This is a genomic window from Ewingella sp. S1.OA.A_B6 (assembly GCF_049889095.1).
Taxonomy (GTDB): domain Bacteria; phylum Pseudomonadota; class Gammaproteobacteria; order Enterobacterales; family Enterobacteriaceae; genus Ewingella.
Window position 1 is genome coordinate 1,194,037 of sequence record NZ_JBLJFK010000001.1, and the last position, 15,897, is coordinate 1,209,933.

The following is a 15,897-nucleotide window of genomic DNA, read 5'->3' on the forward strand; positions in this document are numbered from 1 at the left end:
ATAAGCGTGAATTATGTCTCTGACACCCAATGGTGCGGGCTTACCCGCCGATATTGGATTTTTTCTATCTGCATTCCCGCCGGATGGACCGGCGATTTCACTTCCACATCATCAAAGCTGCGCGTCGTCCGCCGTGACGGGTCCGCCACCGGTACGGAGCTAAGCAAGCGACGGGTGTAAGGGTGCTGAGGTGAGCTAAAAATCGCCTCCCGCGGGCCGATTTCCACAATCTGGCCGAGGTACATCACCGCCACGCGGTTAGCGATGCGCTCCACCACGGCCATATCGTGGGAGATAAACAGCCAGGCCACACCGGTGTCGCGCTGTAAATCCATCATCAAATTCACCACCTGCGCCTGGATAGACACATCGAGCGCTGACACGGCTTCATCGGCGATAATCACCTGCGGCTGCAAGGCCATCGCGCGGGCAATGGCGATACGCTGGCGCTGGCCACCGGAGAATTCGTGCGGATAACGCCGCGCATGTGACGGCTCCAGCCCGACGCTTTTGAGCAGTTTGTTTACTGTGGGAGTGGCGTGCGCCAACGACTTCGCCAGTCCGTGCAGTAGCAGCGGTTCAGCAATGGAAAACCCCACCGTTAAGCGCGGATTCAAAGAGGCATAAGGGTCCTGAAATACCATCTGGATTTGACGGCGCACCGCCTGAAACGGCTGGTCGCGCAGCATGGTGATCTCCTGGCCTTTGAGATAAATACTTTCAGACTGGCTATCCGCCAGGCGCAAAATTGCCCGGCCGGTAGTGGATTTACCACAACCGCTCTCGCCCACCAGTGCCAGTGTTTCGCCCGGCCAGATGGAGAAGTCGATCTGCTCAACCGCATGAACCTCTTTGGTTAACCGCGAAAGCACGCCGGAGCGGATCGGGTAACAGACGCGCAAACCGCGCACGTCAAGCAGCGGTGGCACGTCGTAATTGGCGGTCATTTGATCACCGTGATCCGCTAAGACCTGAACATCATCAGGGGCAATCGGTTGCGTTTCTGGCGAAGAAAAAGTGTTCAACAGCGGGAAACGGCGTGGCCATTTCAGACCCTGCATATCGCCAAGTTTTGGCACCGCAGCCAGCAGAGCACGGGTATAAGGATGCTGCGCGTTGGCGAAGATATCGGTCACGCTACCCTGCTCCACCACGCGGCCCTGATACATCACCACCACGCGGTCGGCAATTTCGGCGACCACGCCCATATCGTGGGTAATAAACATCACCGACATATCGGTGCCCTGTTGCAAGTCACGCAGAATTTGCAGAATGCGTGCCTGCACCGTGACGTCGAGTGCGGTCGTCGGTTCATCAGCAATCAGCAGCGCAGGATCACAGGACAGTGCCTGAGCAATCATCACCCGCTGGCGCATACCGCCGGACAGCTCGTGCGGATAACAGTGTAAAATACGTTCGACATCAGGAATACGCACCTGACGCAACAGCTCACGGGCCTTGTCGAGAGCAGCTTTCTTGCCGCAAATATGGTGATCGAGCAGCGCTTCTGTGAGCTGGTCCCCCACCCGCAGCACCGGATTGAGCGAGGTCATAGGCTCCTGAAAAATCATCGCCATCTCCTGCCCACGCAGTTTGCGTCGTGCCTCGGCGGACGCCGCCACCAGCGGGTGACGCTGGCCGTCGCGGGTAAAGAAGTCGATGTCACCGCCGTTAATGTGGGCGGAATCAGGCAACAAGCCCATTACGCTCAGTGAAGTGACCGATTTCCCGGAGCCGCTTTCGCCGACTACCGCCACCACTTCACCTTTATTAATAGAAAAGGAAACGCCTTTTAGTGCCTGGGTCTGGCCCTGACGGCCAGAAAAAATGACCGACAGGTTGTTCACCTGCAGAATGGGCCGGTGAGGCTTGTCCGTTGACGCAGTTTGCGCATCGCTGGGGTTGTCTTGAGTGGCCGGTTCTGTATTCAAAAAGCGTCTCCTTAGGATGTAAACAGGGGAATTACAACCAGATTTCACCCTGGTGATAGTGCAGTGCCGGTTCGGCGTCCTGTGCCAGCCAGATAGGCCCGTCGAGATCGACCCGTTCCGCCTGCACGGCGACGGGCAGCGCCGCTTCCATGGCAATCGACGAACCGAGCATGCAGCCCACCATGATCCGCAGGCCCTGTGCTTTAGCCTCGGTGCACATAGCCAGCGCCTCGGTCAGCCCACCACATTTGTCCAGCTTGATGTTGATCATCTCGTAACGGTCGCGCAATTTTGCAATGTCTGAACGTTGATGGCAGCTTTCATCGGCGCATACCGGAATCGGATGCAAACAACGTACCAGATCGTGATCATCACCGGCAGGCAGCGGTTGTTCGATCATCGCAACATTGAAGCCATGCAAGGTATGAAACAGACTGTCGAGATCCAGCCCGGCCCAGGACTCATTGGCATCCACCACCAGCGTGGCATGCGGTGCCGCATGGCGGATAGCCGCGACCTTCTCAACAATCTGCTCGCGGTTAAGTTTAATCTTCAGCAACTTAGCGCCACCTGCAACCGCTTCTGCAGCGGCGGCCACCATGTTCTCAAGTGTATCCAGACTCAGTGTTTCAGCGGTGATAACCGTCGCGGGGGGCGTCATTTCCAGCAGTTGCCAGACGGTTTTTCCCTGACGTGCGGCATCCAGTTTCCACAATGCGCAGTCGAGAGCATTACGTGCTGAGCCCTGTGGCAGTGCCTGTTGTAGTGCCTCGCGGTTTAATCCCTGCTCTATTTGTGACTGGATCAGCACCAGTTGCTCGGTAACGCTCTCTGCCGACTCTTGATAGTGTGGCGTCGGTGTACACTCGCCGGTCCCGCTGTACTCGCCATCAGTCAGATGCACACGCACCACGGTAACAGCAGTGCGCGCGCTGCGCGAAATAACAAAAGGCCGGGACAGCGGCAGCTCCAGCGTTTCAAAAGTCATGGTGGTCATTAGCCGTTGTCCTTAATCCACTGCGCCATTTCCTGAATACCGAAACGTACCGGATCAGTCGCCGGAACACCGAATTCCGCCGTAATATCCGCCAGCGCTGTCCGCGCTTCTTCTTCGCTCACGCCGGAGGTATTGAGGGAGAAACCGGCCAGTTTCACATTCGGGCTGGTCAGTTGCGCTGCCGCCAGATTGGTGTCCACGCACTCACGCAGGGTTGGCATCGGCTGGTGCGGTAAATGACGCATATGCGGGCGGCCCAGTTCATGACACATCACCAGCAGATGGGCCTGCGCACCATGGATCAGTCCCATACTGACACCGGCAAACGACGGGTGATACAGCGAGCCCTGACCTTCGATGATATCCCAGTGATTATGATCATTGGCCGGGGAAAGCGCTTCCACCGCACCGGAGATAAAGTCGGCGATCACTGCATCAATGGCGATACCCGCACCGGCTACCAGCACACCGGTCTGCCCGGTAGCGCGGAATTCTGCGTTAAGATCCAATTCGCGCATGGCGGCTTCGAGCGCCAGCGAGGTGTACATTTTGCCAACCGAACAGTCGGTGCCGACGGTCAGAATTCGTTTGCCGCTGCGTTTAATGCCGGTGCCAGTATCCAGCGCCGGGCGCATATGACGGACATCGAACAGCTCTACTTGATGCTCTTTTGCCAGTTCTACCAGTTCAGGAATATCGTTTAGGCCCTGATGCAGACCGTTGGCGACATTGAGTCCGTTGCGGATGGCCGTTTTGATCGAGTCCAGCCAATGGGCAGGCAGCTTACCGCCTGAGTTGGCAGTGCCGAGCACCATTGTTTTTGCGCCCCGCACTTTGGCAGTAGCGATATCCATCTCTTCCAGTCCAAGGGAGACCGAATCTGTAGCCAGACGGATCTGGCCGACGCAGGAATCAGGACGCCAGACGTAAATGCCACGCGCCGTTTTCGCCGCCAGCGGATCCATCACATCACCGAGGAACAGCAAATACGGCATGGGAATATGTTGCATGTCAGTTTCTCTCCAAAAAATGTCAGGGAACAGATCCGGTTTTTGTCACCGGTGAGACTGACTATTTCATGCGGGAGCAACGCTTGCGAATACTTGTTTAGTGGGGGGGTATACCTTTACGTTATAGGTAATTATTTAATTGATAAGAGTAAGATTTTAGCGAATTAATAACGTTGGCAAGCACGACATCACAGGCATAAAAAAAGGCAGAGCCAATGAGCTCTGCCTTTGGAATTACCATTTTCAGACACAGAAATGGGTAATAACTCGTGGTTTTAACTTAGAAACGATAAGTCAGGGAGACTGTCATAACGTCATCGTTATTCAGGCCCAGTTTGTTGTCGTCTTTCAGTTGGTTGATCTGGTAGTCAGCGTAGGCATACATGTTTTTGTTGAAGTAGTAAGTCGCGCCAACTTCAAAATATTTCACCAGGTCTGCATCGCCAATACCGTTTTCGATGTCCTGCGCTTTAGACTGGACGTAACCTACAGAAGGACGCAGGCCGTTTTCGAACTGGTACTGAGCAACAAATTCAATGCCCTTGGTTTTATTGGCATAACCCGCCTGCGCTGGCGTCACGCCGACACCAGGCACGCTGATGTTGGTCATGTTGCGAGTTTCGTTGTACATCGCCGCCAGGTAAAGCTGGTTAGCGTCGTATTTCAGGCCAGTTGCCCATGCAGTCGCTTTGTCGCCTTTACCGTAGGTCGCGCTGGTTTGGCCATTAGTACGGTCAGAAGAAGAACCTGCCAGTACTGCACCGATACCGCTGCCTGCGATGTTTTCATAATCCAGTGACGCGCCGTAGCCGTCGCCGTTAGCTTTTGAGCCAGCACGGCCATCATTCTCATTTTTGCCCTGGTACTGCATAGCAAAGTTCAGACCTTCAACCAGACCGAAGAAGTCCTTATTACGGTAGGTTGCCACACCGTTAGTACGACCAACCATGAAGTTGTCGCTGTAACCTGTGTCGCCGCCGTATTCAGGCATCATGTCGGTAAACGCGATAGCGTCATACACTACGCCGTAGTTACGGCCGTAGTCGAATGACCCAACATCTTTCACTTTCAGACCCGCGAAGCCCAGACGCGTTTTGGTGCCTTCGGTGCCTGCTGATTCTGCGTGGTTAGCCTGAACGTTGTATTCCCACTGACCGTAACCGGTCAGTTGGTCATTAATTTGTGTTTCGCCTTTAAAACCGAAACGCACGTATGTTTTATCACCGTCTGAACCGGTGTTATCGCTGAACTGGTGTTTACCATTTACGCGACCATATAAGTCTAATTTGTTGCCATCTTTGTTATAAACTTCTGCCGCGTTTGCTGCAGAGGATGCAACGATTAAAGAGACCACTACGGCCAACACACTGCGCTTCATCATTATTTAAGTTTCCTTGATTTTTTTATAAAGGATTTCTCATGCCTGCTTTCTTTTATATGACGGGAATATCAGGCTGTGAGTTTTAAATGTTTTAAAATGCTTCTGTCTGTAAATCGATTTGAACCTTAGCATTAAGCACAAAAAGTTAAAATGAAAAAGTTCGCGCATTTTAGTTAATTTAGAGTAAATAGTTGTTACTAAATATTTCATGGAGGGAATTATAACTTACTGATTATATGCGCATTTTGCATGATGGAATGCACCACTACAGTGCATAGCCCCATTTTAGTGCAAAAAAAGGAACGGTTTGTATAACAATTGTAATCGAGATCACTTTTCAGCTGAGGTTAGATACCATTAACAAGCATTAATAAATTAACAACTTCGGCAGCACCGATGCACCAAAATAATGCATAGCAGGGTGAGCATTTAAAATAGGACTTACTTATACAAAAAACAGAAAAAGATAAAGTGTGATTTATATCTCATCACCTTTTTCTTTATTTTCTTTTATAAAATATTAATAAGTTAAATTTTTTGCGTTCATCGCATAGAAATAGTTTCCATGGTCATTGAATTGAACAAAATGAGGATATTGCGGGTGACCGATTTGGGTGTTTTTTATTCTAAAAAAACCTCTTGTTCAAGAAGAGGTTTTTTGGATGAAAACAATATAAGGAAAAATTAATTACTCTGGGCGGAACTGCGCAGCGTGGAGTTGAGCATAACGCCCCTGTAACGCCAGCAGTGCCTGATGGGTGCCCTGCTCGATAATCCCCTCTTTATCTACCACGACAATACGGTCTGCATTCTGAATCGTCGCCAGCCGGTGGGCAATCACCAACGTGGTACGCCCCTGTGACAATTCGGCCAGTGATTGCTGAATCGCCTGCTCGGTCGCCGTATCCAGCGCAGAGGTGGCTTCATCCAGAATAAGGATGGGTGGATTTTTAAGGAAAATGCGCGCTATCGACAGGCGTTGTTTCTGCCCGCCGGAGAGTTTCACACCTCGCTCGCCAATCACGGTGTCCATGCCCATAGGTAACGCATCAATCACATCATCCAGGCGTGCCTGGCGTGCCGCCTCGCGGATTTCGAATTCCGTCGCATCCAGTTTGCCATAGGCGATGTTCTCACGGATGCTGCCACCGAACAGAAACACATCCTGCTGCACGATCCCAATGTTATTGCGTAGCGAAACCTGTGTCATATCTCGGATGTCGATACCATCAATGGTGATAGACCCGCTGTCCAGCTCGTAAAAACGGGGTAATAGTGAACAGAGCGTGGTTTTACCTGCACCGGACGGGCCGACAAACGCCAGCGTCTCGCCCGCTTTGATCTCAAGATTGATGCCATTGAGAATTTTGCTGGCCGGCGTATAGCCAAACACCACGTCGCGATAACTAATATCACCCCGCAAATGCGCCACGGTCAGTGCATTGGGGCGGTCAACAATATCCGGCGCAGTGTCAATCAGTTGGGTAAAGCGTTTAAAACCCGCAATGCCTTTCGGATAACTTTCCAATACTGAGGTGATTTTTGCCACCGGGCGGAAAAACACTTCCACCAGCAGCAGGAACCCGACAAAGCCCCCATAACTCAGCTGACCGTTCACTACATACCAGGTTCCGGCGATCATAATGATAATTTGGATCAAACGCGTGCTGAGGTAGCTTAGCGTCAGGCTGGCGGTCATTATGCGGTAGGCTTTCAGCTTGGTGGTGCGATAGCTTTCATTATCCCTGGCGAAGAGTGTTTCCTCATGCGCTTCGTTTGCAAAAGCTTTCACGACGCGGATACCACCGATGCTCTCTTCAATCCTTGCATTGAAATTACCCACCTGCCCGAACAGACGCCGCCAGGTTTCAGTCATCTGTGCGCCGTAACGGCTGACCAGAAATGTCATGAACGGCACAATAACGATGGTCATCAGCGCCATCGGCAGATGCACCGTCGCCATCAGGATAAACGCACCAATAAAGGTCATGATGGCAATAAACAAGTCTTCCGGACCGTGGTGCGCCACTTCCCCCACCTCCTCCAGATCCTTGGTGACGTGAGTAATGATATGGCCGGTTTTAGTGTTGTCGTAATAACGGAAAGAGAGTTTCTGTAAATGGCTGAACGCCTGACGCCGCATATCCGTCTCAATGCCTACCCCCAGCGCATGTCCCCAATAGTTGACGATGGCCATCAAACCGGTGTTCAGCATATAAATCAGTAGCAGGCCGACGGTCGCTGCCAGAATTAACACAAAGTCATGAGCTGGCAGCAGTTTATCGATGAAGACTTTAATGGCCATCGGAAAGCCCAGCTCCAATAATCCGGCGAGGATCGCGCAACCGAAATCGAGGTAGAACAGTTTTTTATAGGGGGCGTAATAGGCAAAAAAACGGCGGAGCATCGTCGATCCTCATTGGAATAGCCCAGGCGCGGGCAAGCTTGTCAGTCTAAATGAAAATTGTTCTCAGTTCATTGGGAAATGGCGTTCCCGACCCTCCCTTTGAGTTCAAGTTCAAGTTCAACTTCAAGGTCAAGACCTTGGGTTGCCACCCAAACTGGCCTCAAGGGTGGCTTATCGCCGCCACCCTTAAGAATCCCGGGCTCTTTTAAAGACAGCAGCTGCGCAGGTCACAATGGCCGTGTTTCAGGCACAATGGCTATAGCCGCAAACTCCGCCGCTGCGCGGTTCTCTCATTTCGGGCTTCAACCCGCGTAAACCCCCACGCGGTTTTACGCCTCTCACTCGACGTCGTTTTGAACGCGGCCCATACTTTTTTAAAGACAAATACAGTTCCGATTTTGAAGTGAAGAAAGCTTCGGCCGCATTCAAAAATGATGCCGAACGAACGGTGAGAAACTGTGAGCGGGTCTATTGCGAGCAGGTCCGAACCTGAAGTGAGGGTACCGCCTAAGCGGCGACATTTTGCGGCTATCGCTGAGATAACTGAAACACGACCATTGTGACCCGCGCAGCTGCGAGAGCTGCATAAAAGAGCCCGGGAGTCCAGAGGGCGGCGGCGATTGGCCGCCCTCTGGTCGGTGTGGGCCGATGCCCACGACCTTGACCTTCAAAAGCAAGTTCGGAATGCAATCCGAAGCCTGCCCGGTGTGGGCCGATGCCCACGACCTTGAATTTGAATTTAAATTTGAAATCAAAAATAAAAACTATTGCTTCGCTTTACGCCGAATCACAACCCAACTGATAAGCCCCAACACGCTCCCAAATACGATGAACCAGATCCCCATCAAGAACTGTGGTGGCATTTCGCCACCGAGCGCCGGGTCACTGTTGCCAACAATCAGACCATGGACCACGGCGACAATGCCGATCACAATGAGGATCAGACTGTTGCGCAATAATCGACGCGGCAGGGAGAAGGGTTTTCTTTCAATGGCCATGATGAGCATCCTTGGTAAATAGAGGCATTAACATTATAAAAAAGCGAAGGGCGCATCATAGCGCCCTTCTGTTTCTTGTCAAAATACCCCGCACCCTGTCGTTCAGCGGCGGTTACGCACCAGTTGGTAACGACGAGTGAGATATTCCACCGGTGCGCTCCAGATATGCACCAAACGGCAGAACGGGAACAACAGGAACAGCGTCATGCCCAGCACGATATGCACACGGAAAATCAACGCCACGCCGTCAAGATGCGCGGATGCGCCGCCGTGGAAGGTCACCACCGACTGCGCCCAGCCCACCAGTTTCATCATTTCGCTGCCGTCCATATGTTGAGCGGAGAACGGAATGGTGCCAAGGCCCAGACAAACCTGAACAACCAACAAGGTCATGATCATAATGTCACCCGCGCTTGAGGTTGCACGTACGCGCGGATTACACAGACGGCGCTTGAGCAGCATCGCGCCACCCACCAACGTCATCAAACCGCAGGCACCGCCCGCCCACATCGCCATTTGCTGCTTCACGGCGATCGGCAGGAAGGATTCATACATCCAGTGCGGCGTCAGCATCCCGAAGGCGTGGCCGGCGAAGATGCCGAGAATACCGACATGGAACAGCGGAGAAGCAATGCGCAACCCTTTTTTGTCCATGATTTGGCTGGAACCCGCGCGCCAACTGTATTGCCCATAGTCATAACGCAGCCAGCTACCCACCAGAAAAACGGTGCCACAGATGTATGGATAGATATCAAATAGTAAAGTATTGAGGAAATTCATGGCCGTACATCCTCTGTCGTTGTCACGCGGAATGTTCCTGCGTCAAGGTCAAGATACTGAGGCTGAACGGCCCCGGCGAAGCGTTTTTGACGGGCCGCTTCTTCACCGCTGGCGCAACTCTGCTCACCGAGGAACTTGATCTGCTCCTCTTCCCATACCGCATCGAGCGCGGCTGGCGTGTCATCACGCACTTCTTGTTGCAAGCTGGGACGCACATCTTCACTGGCCAGTTCACTGCCAGACATAGCCAGCAGCAGATCGAACAGACCGGCATAGGCGCTGTCACGTTCATGAAAACGAGCACCCAGCAGAGCCAGAATCGGTGCAATATCTTTCAGACCGTCACAGGCTTCGGTGATCTCCATAGTGGAAAGATATTCCAGATAGAGCGGCAAGTAGTCCGGCAGCTCGCGGCTGTCGATCTCCAGACCGGCAGCGCGATACTGCTCCATCAAATCCACCATTGCCTGACCGCGATCGCGGGATTCACCATGAACGTGCTCAAACAGCAACAGCGACGTGGCACGGCCGCGATCGAACAAACCGGTATACGCAGACTGCGCATCTAACAGTTCTTGTTTGCAAAAGGCATGGATGTACAGCGCCAGATCCAGACGCTGCTGCGTATTCATTTCCGGTGATTCGTTTACCGCTTCGATCAGTTCCATCTTATGTAACCAAAGGTCTTCAGACGGATAATCAAGCAGCAAGCCGATGAGTCGTAAACTGTTCATTAGCTGTTCCTTTCCGTTTTCGCGCCGATGTCGATAGCATCAATCCGCTTACTATTAAACAGATTGAATTTGGTATCGCTGCCGTGACAACCATCACCAAAACTGAACCCACAACCTTTAGCTTCCGGGAAAGCTTCACGCGCCTGTTCGCGGTGGCTGGAAGGCACCACAAAACGGTCTTCGTAGTTGGCAATGGCCAGATAGCGGTACATCTCCTGCGCCTGCGCTTCGCTCAGACCCACCTGCTCCAGCGCCGAAGTATCCACCACACCGTCAACCGTTTCCGCACGCTTAAAGTGGCGCATCGCCAGCATCCTTTTCAGCGCCAACAGCACCGGTTCAGGATCGCCTGCGGTCAACAGATTGGCCAAATACTGCACCGGAATACGCAGGCTTTCGACATCCGGTAATACGCCGGTATGCGGCAGTGCACCTGCATCGTCGGCGGACTGAATCGGCGACAATGGCGGCACGTACCACACCATCGGCAGCGTACGGTATTCCGGGTGCAGCGGCAGCGCCAGCTTCCACTCAATGGCCATTTTATACACTGGCGACTGGCGGGCAGCGTCCATCACGGAGATTGGAATACCGTCTTTCTCAGCCTGCGCGATCACGTCCGGATCATTCGGATTAAGGAAAATACTCATCTGGCTTTGGTACAGGTCTTTCTCGTTTTCAACCGACGCCGCCTGTTCGATACGATCGGCGTCATACAGCACCACACCGAGGTAACGGATACGACCGACACAGGTTTCTGAGCAGACGGTCGGCTGCCCGGCTTCGATGCGCGGATAGCAGAAGATACATTTTTCTGACTTGCCGCTCTTCCAGTTGAAGTAGATTTTTTTGTACGGGCAACCGGTCAGGCACATACGCCAGCCGCGGCATTTATCCTGGTCGATCAACACGATGCCATCTTCGCCGCGTTTATAAATCGCGCCGCTCGGACAGGTCGCCACGCAGGCAGGATTGAGACAGTGTTCGCACAACCGCGGCAGATAGGCCATGAAGGTGTTTTCGAACTCGCCATACATCTCTTTTTGCATGTTTGCGAAGTTCTGGTCAGCGGAACGCTTGCTGAATTCGGTGCCTAAATCATCTTCCCAATTCGGGCCACCGACGATTTTGTTCATGCGTTTACCGGTCAGCAGCGAGCGAGGACGCGCTACCGGCTGATGTTTGCTCTCTTTGGCGGTGTGCAGATGCTGGTAGTCAAAATCGAACGGCTCGTAATAGTCGTCAATTTCCGGCATATGTGGGTTGAGGAAAATCTTGTGCAGCAGATTCATTTTGCCGCCCATACGCGGCTGCAACTTGCCGTTGATTTTACGGATCCAGCCGCCCTTCCATTTTTCCTGGTTTTCCCAGTCGGTCGGGTAACCCAGGCCAGGTTTGGTTTCGACGTTGTTGAACCAGGCGTACTCCATGCCTTCCCGGCTGGTCCAGACGTTTTTACAGGTTACGGAACAGGTATGGCAGCCAATGCATTTGTCGAGATTCAGCACCATGCCGACTTGTGAACGAATTTTCATTTGGCTTTCTCCTGTGCTTTCTTCTGTACAACCGCGCTCTGCACGTAGTCGTTACCTTCGTCGTCCAACCAGTCGATACGGTTCATCTTGCGCACAATGACGAACTCGTCCCGGTTGGAACCCACAGTGCCGTAATAGTTGAAGCCGTAAGAAAGCTGGGCATAGCCGCCGATCATGTGGGTCGGTTTTGGACAAACGCGGGTCACCGAGTTATGAATGCCGCCGCGTTGCTGGCTGATTTCAGAACCTGGAATGTTCACGATGCGTTCCTGCGCGTGGTACATCATGGTCATCCCCGATGGCACTCGCTGGCTGACTACCGCACGGGCGCTCAGTGAGCCGTTAGCGTTAAAGGCTTCGATCCAGTCGTTATCTTCGATACCCAACTGTTTGGCATCATCCTCACTCAGCCAGACAATCGGACCACCGCGGCTTAACGTCAGCATCAGCAGGTTGTCACTGTAAGTCGAGTGAATGCCCCACTTCTGATGTGGTGTCAGGAAGTTAAGCGCCATTTCCGGGTTACCGTTCGGTTTGGCATTGAGCAACGGCTGCGCCGCGCGGGTATCAATGGGTGGACGGTACACCAACAGACTCTCACCGAAAGCACGCATCCACGCGTGATCCTGATAAATCTGCTGGCGGCCTGACAGCGTGCGCCACGGGATCAGCTCATGCACGTTGGTGTAACAGGCATTGTAGGAAACGTGTTCATCTTCCAGACCAGACCAGGTTGGGCTGGAGATGATTTTGCGCGGCTGGGCCTGAATATCGCGGAAGCGGATCTTCTCATCTTCTTTGTTCAGCGCCAGATGCGTATGGTCGATACCGGTGTTTTGGCTGAGTGCCGCCCAGGCTTTAACCGCAACCTGACCGTTCGTTTCCGGCGCCAGCGTCAGAATGACTTCGGCGGCGTCGATGGCGGTGTCAATATTCGGACGCCCTTTAGCCGCACCGTCAGCCTTGGTGTAGTTGAGTTTTTTAAGCAGCTCGATTTCGCTTTCGGTGTTCCAGCTAATCCCTTTACCGCCGTTGCCCAATTTGTCCAGCAACGGACCGAGCGAGGTGTAACGTTCGTAGGTGTTCGGGTAGTCGCGCTCCACCGTCACCAGATGCGGTGCGGTCACGCCAGGGATTAAGTCGCAATCGCCTTTTTTCCAGTCCTCCACGCCAAAGGGCTGCGCCATTTCAGCGGCAGAGTCGTGCTGAATCGGCAGGGTCACCAGATCGGTTTCTACGCCAAGATGGCCGACACAAACACGGGAGAACGCTTTGGCGATGCCTTTATAGATTTCCCAGTCACTTTTTGAATCCCACGCAGGATCCACGGCGGCAGACAGCGGGTGAATAAACGGATGCATATCCGACGTATTCATGTCGTCTTTTTCGTACCAGGTCGCGGTTGGCAGCACGATGTCGGAATAGAGACAGGTGCTGGACATGCGGAAATCGAGCGTCACCACCAGATCCAATTTGCCTTCGCCGCCCTGAGCCTGCCATTCGACCTCTTCCGGCATAATACCGCCCTGCACACCGAGATCTTCTCCCTGAATACCGTGCTCTGTACCCAGCAGATATTTCAGCATGTATTCGTGGCCTTTGCCGGACGAGCCCAGCAGGTTCGAGCGCCAGACAAACAAGTTACGCGGGAAGTTCTGCGGATCATCAGGCTGTTCAGCCGCAAAACGCACACTGCCGTCCTTCAGACTGTCGACCGTAAATTCCTGCGGCGTTTTACCGGCCTGTTTCGCCATTTCCGCCAGATTCAGCGGGTTGACGTTCAACTGCGGCGCGGAAGGCAACCAACCCATACGTTCGGCGCGCACATTGAAATCGATCATACTGCCAGTGAACTGCGATTTATCTGCCAGCGGCGACAGCAACTCCTGCGGCGCGACAGTTTCATAACGCCACTGGCTGGAGTGGTTATAGAAGAACGAGGTGCTGTTCATATGGCGCGGCGGACGCTGCCAGTCCAGGCCAAAGGCCAGAGGCTGCCAGCCGGTTTGCGGACGCAGTTTTTCCTGACCGACATAGTGCGCCCAGCCGCCTCCGCTCTGACCCACGCAGCCGCAGAACACCAGCATGTTGATCAGGCCGCGGTAGTTCATGTCCATGTGGTACCAGTGGTTCATACCGGCACCGACGATGATCATTGAGCGGCCGTGGGTTTTGTTGGCGTTATCGGCGAACTCGGTCGCAATACGCACAATATTTTGTTGTGAAACCCCGGTGATAAGCTCGGCCCAGGCCGGGCTGTAGGCTTTCACCTGATCAAAGGTTTTAGCACAGTTTTCATCATTCAGACCGCGCTCAACGCCATAGTTAGCGAGGGTCAGGTCGTAGACGCTGGCGACCAACACGGTGCTGCCATCGGCCAGTTGCAGGCGCTTAACCGGCAGCTTGTGCAGCAATACTTCTTCCAGCGCAACGCTGTTGAAGTGCTCGCTGACGGCGCCACCAAAGTAAGGGAATCCAACCTCAACCACCTCGTCACGCTTGTCCATCAGGCTCAGCATCAGGCTGACTTCTTGCTGATCTTTACCTTCGCGGGCCTGCAGATTCCACTTGCCTTTCTGGCCCCAGCGGTAACCGATAGACCCCAGCGGAGAAACCAGTTCGCCGCTGGTTTCATCGATAGCGATGGTTTTCCACTGCGGGTTATTTTCCTGACCGAGGTTATCCACCAGGTCAGAAGCACGCAGCATACGGCCAGCGGCATAAGAGCCATCTTCACGCGGTTCCAGCATGACCAGCATAGGCATGTCGGTGTAACGACGCACATAGTCGATGAAGTACTGGCTTGGGTTATCGAGGTGGAAAGATTTGAGAATAACGTGGCCCATCGCCAGTGCCAGTGCGCTATCGGTGCCCTGTTTCGGTGCTAACCAGTGGTCACACAGTTTGGCCACTTCGGCGTAATCCGGCGTGATCGCCACCGTCTTGGTGCCTTTGTACCGCACTTCGGTGAAGAAATGGGCGTCTGGCGTACGGGTCTGCGGGACGTTGGAACCCCAGGCAATAATATATGACGAGTTGTACCAGTCGGCAGATTCCGGCACGTCGGTTTGTTCACCCCAGGTCATCGGCGACGCTGGCGGCAAATCGCAATACCAGTCGTAGAAACTCAGGCAGACGCCGCCGATCAGCGACAGGTAACGGGCACCCGCTGCGTAAGACACCATCGACATGGCCGGAATGGGTGAGAAGCCGATAATACGGTCCGGGCCGAATGTTTTCGCGGTATAGACGTTAGACGCGGCAATCAGCTCATTGACTTCCTGCCAGCTGGAACGCACAAAACCACCGCGACCGCGTGCGGCTTTATACTGCTTGGCTTGTTCAGGCTGACTGATGATCGAACCCCAGGCATCCACTGGGTCGCTGTATTTCAGCTTGGCTTCGCGCCAGAGTTGAATCAGTTTTTTACGCATCAATGGATATTTAAGACGGTTGGCGCTGTAGAGATACCAAGAGTAACTCGCGCCACGTGGGCAGCCGCGCGGTTCATGGTTTGGTAAATCAGGACGGGTACGCGGATAGTCTGTCTGCTGGGTTTCCCAGGTGACCAGGCCGTTCTTGACGTAAATTTTCCAACTGCAGGAGCCGGTACAGTTAACACCGTGGGTGGAACGCACCACTTTGTCATGCTGCCAGCGGCTACGGTAGCCGTCTTCCCAGTCACGATTGGTATTCAGCGTTTGGCCATGGCCATCCGCGAAAGGTTCAGCTAGTGTTTTAAAATAGCGAAACCGGTCAAGAAACTTGCTCATCCGGAACTCTCCTGTGCAAAGGCTTATAGCGCTTTGTCATTATGTGAATGGCGGGGAATACAACGTCATTGCTCAATATGCCTTCAGGGTATGCAGTCAACCCGCGCGCCTAATTGATTGCGATCAAGGCCTCATCGTTAGGTAATTATTTACATAGCGACAAATACCTCCAAATAGGTATCGTGAAATCAAAGATTAACCTATTGTTTTTTAATGCAAAAATATTAGTTTATAACTAAAATTGGCACCGGGAGCGTCACAGCGGAAAATTAGGGGTAAGACGTTTAGAATTATTACAAAATTGTGAAATTAGCATGTCGGTTATTGTATTTACGCCGATTACTGGCGTAA

The 15,897-nt window shown here is 53.1% G+C and carries 10 protein-coding genes; all 10 read right to left on the reverse strand.

Annotated elements, in window-relative coordinates; genetic code table 11:
• Positions 1–11 precede the first annotated feature (11 nt).
• A complete protein-coding gene (locus ACMV8I_RS05665) occupies positions 12–1,847 on the reverse strand; it encodes an ABC transporter ATP-binding protein (protein WP_498864735.1) in 1,836 nt (611 codons plus the stop codon).
• A gap of 115 nt (positions 1,848–1,962) precedes the next feature.
• Positions 1,963–2,928 (reverse strand): N-acetyl-D-Glu racemase DgcA, encoded by a 966-nt coding sequence (gene dgcA, locus ACMV8I_RS05670; protein ID WP_498864200.1) that lies wholly within the window; start codon positions 2,926–2,928, stop codon positions 1,963–1,965.
• Positions 2,928–3,938 (reverse strand): N-acetyltransferase DgcN, encoded by a 1,011-nt coding sequence (dgcN, locus tag ACMV8I_RS05675; protein WP_498864201.1) that lies wholly within the window; start codon positions 3,936–3,938, stop codon positions 2,928–2,930. The genes dgcA and dgcN overlap by 1 nt, the downstream gene beginning before the upstream one ends.
• A 280-nt stretch (positions 3,939–4,218) precedes the next feature.
• Complete coding sequence (locus ACMV8I_RS05680) at positions 4,219–5,319, reverse strand: porin (protein WP_498864202.1); 1,101 nt, start codon at positions 5,317–5,319, stop codon at positions 4,219–4,221.
• A gap of 688 nt (positions 5,320–6,007) precedes the next feature.
• Positions 6,008–7,726 carry an ABC transporter ATP-binding protein gene (locus ACMV8I_RS05685; RefSeq protein ID WP_498864203.1) on the reverse strand — a complete coding sequence of 573 codons (1,719 nt, stop codon included), beginning with the start codon at positions 7,724–7,726 and terminating at the stop codon, positions 6,008–6,010.
• Positions 7,727–8,490: 764 nt separating this feature from the next.
• Positions 8,491–8,724 carry an LPXTG cell wall anchor domain-containing protein gene (locus ACMV8I_RS05690; protein WP_498864204.1) on the reverse strand — a complete coding sequence of 78 codons (234 nt, stop codon included), beginning with the start codon at positions 8,722–8,724 and terminating at the stop codon, positions 8,491–8,493.
• A gap of 102 nt (positions 8,725–8,826) precedes the next feature.
• Complete coding sequence (gene narI, locus ACMV8I_RS05695) at positions 8,827–9,504, reverse strand: respiratory nitrate reductase subunit gamma (protein WP_498864205.1); 678 nt, start codon at positions 9,502–9,504, stop codon at positions 8,827–8,829.
• Positions 9,501–10,238, reverse strand: coding sequence for a nitrate reductase molybdenum cofactor assembly chaperone (gene narJ, locus ACMV8I_RS05700; protein WP_498864206.1), 738 nt, complete (start codon positions 10,236–10,238; stop codon positions 9,501–9,503). Before narJ ends, narI begins: the two co-directional genes overlap by 4 nt.
• Positions 10,238–11,773: a nitrate reductase subunit beta gene (narH, locus tag ACMV8I_RS05705; protein WP_498864207.1), complete on the reverse strand. Its 1,536-nt coding sequence runs from the start codon at positions 11,771–11,773 to the stop codon at positions 10,238–10,240. Before narH ends, narJ begins: the two co-directional genes overlap by 1 nt.
• Complete coding sequence (locus ACMV8I_RS05710) at positions 11,770–15,546, reverse strand: nitrate reductase subunit alpha (RefSeq protein ID WP_498864208.1); 3,777 nt, start codon at positions 15,544–15,546, stop codon at positions 11,770–11,772. The genes narH and ACMV8I_RS05710 overlap by 4 nt, the downstream gene beginning before the upstream one ends.
• Between the last annotated feature and the right edge of the window lie 351 nt (positions 15,547–15,897).

Bases quoted from the DNA above. Each gene is read 5' to 3' on its own strand.
- narJ (WP_498864206.1), bottom strand. From the start codon at position 10,238: ATGAACAGTTTACGACTCATCGGCTTGCTGCTTGATTATCCGTCTGAA.
- ACMV8I_RS05710 (WP_498864208.1), bottom strand. From the start codon at position 15,546: ATGAGCAAGTTTCTTGACCGGTTTCGCTATTTTAAAACACTAGCTGAA.
- narH (WP_498864207.1), bottom strand. From the start codon at position 11,773: ATGAAAATTCGTTCACAAGTCGGCATGGTGCTGAATCTCGACAAATGC.
- ACMV8I_RS05685 (WP_498864203.1), bottom strand. From the start codon at position 7,726: ATGCTCCGCCGTTTTTTTGCCTATTACGCCCCCTATAAAAAACTGTTC.
- dgcN (WP_498864201.1), bottom strand. From the start codon at position 3,938: ATGCAACATATTCCCATGCCGTATTTGCTGTTCCTCGGTGATGTGATG.
- narI (WP_498864205.1), bottom strand. From the start codon at position 9,504: ATGAATTTCCTCAATACTTTACTATTTGATATCTATCCATACATCTGT.
- ACMV8I_RS05690 (WP_498864204.1), bottom strand. From the start codon at position 8,724: ATGGCCATTGAAAGAAAACCCTTCTCCCTGCCGCGTCGATTATTGCGC.
- dgcA (WP_498864200.1), bottom strand. From the start codon at position 2,928: ATGACCACCATGACTTTTGAAACGCTGGAGCTGCCGCTGTCCCGGCCT.
- ACMV8I_RS05680 (WP_498864202.1), bottom strand. From the start codon at position 5,319: ATGATGAAGCGCAGTGTGTTGGCCGTAGTGGTCTCTTTAATCGTTGCA.